The sequence below is a fragment of the Deltaproteobacteria bacterium genome, assembly GCA_009930495.1.
GTDB lineage: Bacteria > Desulfobacterota > Desulfovibrionia > Desulfovibrionales > Desulfomicrobiaceae > Desulfomicrobium.
The window spans coordinates 1-1,021 of record RZYB01000488.1 but is presented as its reverse complement, the minus strand read 5'-3'; the positions used below and the strand labels follow the sequence as shown (position 1 = coordinate 1,021).

Below are 1,021 nucleotides of genomic sequence, written 5' to 3'. Positions count from 1 at the left end.
GAGGGGGCTTACTTTTGAAAATGAAAAATACAAATACTGATTAACTGAGAGTTAGAAACAGAAAATTATAAATATTCCGGTTTACCGGACAACAATGTTATTTCTTAATGAATAATGACCTTTATTTGGTTTCACCATAATGTAGTCAAGCATTTTGAATTTATTGATACGATTTATAGTATCAAGGAATTCATAAGCTAATACTTTTTCATAGACATCAGGCTCTACTGTGTACCAGCGTGTATGGATTAAAATGACATACTCGGGGTTAGCTTCTGTGACTTTGTTCAATTTACTCGGAGCAACAAAAGTTGCTTCAGTAGAATTAATTGGAATTTCTTTGATTCCAATAACTTCCATTTTTGCATTAAGGAGTAATGCGAAGATGGGTTCATTGATGAATTCAACAGCATCGAAATAATCGTTGAAGCATTCAACAGCACATTTAACTGATTTGATGATGTAAGTATCTGAATTAATCATTGTGTTTGCCGCTGCCCTACGGTCTTTTATTGGCTTCTGGCTCGCCAGTTAGTTAATAAAAATTATGGCGAATAATAACCGAGACGCCGGATTCCATGTCAAGGGTGCATGTCACTTTGGAGGTATGAGAAAGTGAACTAACACAGAGTGAAAGATTCAATAGAAGATCTTTCCCTTTACTTGGATATCCCGGTTCGCAGGTAACTTTGCCAAGTATTTTGAGTGACTATAGAGTGGGGTGGTTTTCTTTTGCTAAGCTTTTCTTTTGTAGGTATATGAAAAGAAAAGCGTAAACGGTCCACAGAGAGAAGACAGGCAAGACAGCCTGGCTTCCAATTTATACCGAAGATGCGAACAAAAAAAGGGTCGGCAGTGCCGACCCAAATGTTTACTTCTTAGAAGATTTCTTCTTTGTCGGAGCCTTTTTCGGTTCCGGATCCTGTGTAGGTTTTTCAGCTTCGATGGACTCCACTTGTGTGTTGGAGTAAAGCTGAATAACCGGGAAATAGTTCCAGGATTTTTCATCCTTGGACATTTC

The 1,021-nt window shown here is 37.8% G+C and carries 1 protein-coding gene; it reads right to left on the bottom strand.

All coding sequences use genetic code 11. The features are described 5' to 3' along the window. Positions 1–81 precede the first annotated feature (81 nt). On the bottom strand, positions 82–483 hold the full coding sequence (locus EOL86_15660) for a hypothetical protein (protein NCD27007.1): 402 nt from the start codon (positions 481–483) through the stop codon (positions 82–84). Positions 484–1,021: the final 538 nt, after the last annotated feature.

Coding starts and splice junctions, on each gene's coding strand:
- EOL86_15660 (NCD27007.1), bottom strand. CDS start 483: ATGATTAATTCAGATACTTACATCATCAAATCAGTTAAATGTGCTGTT.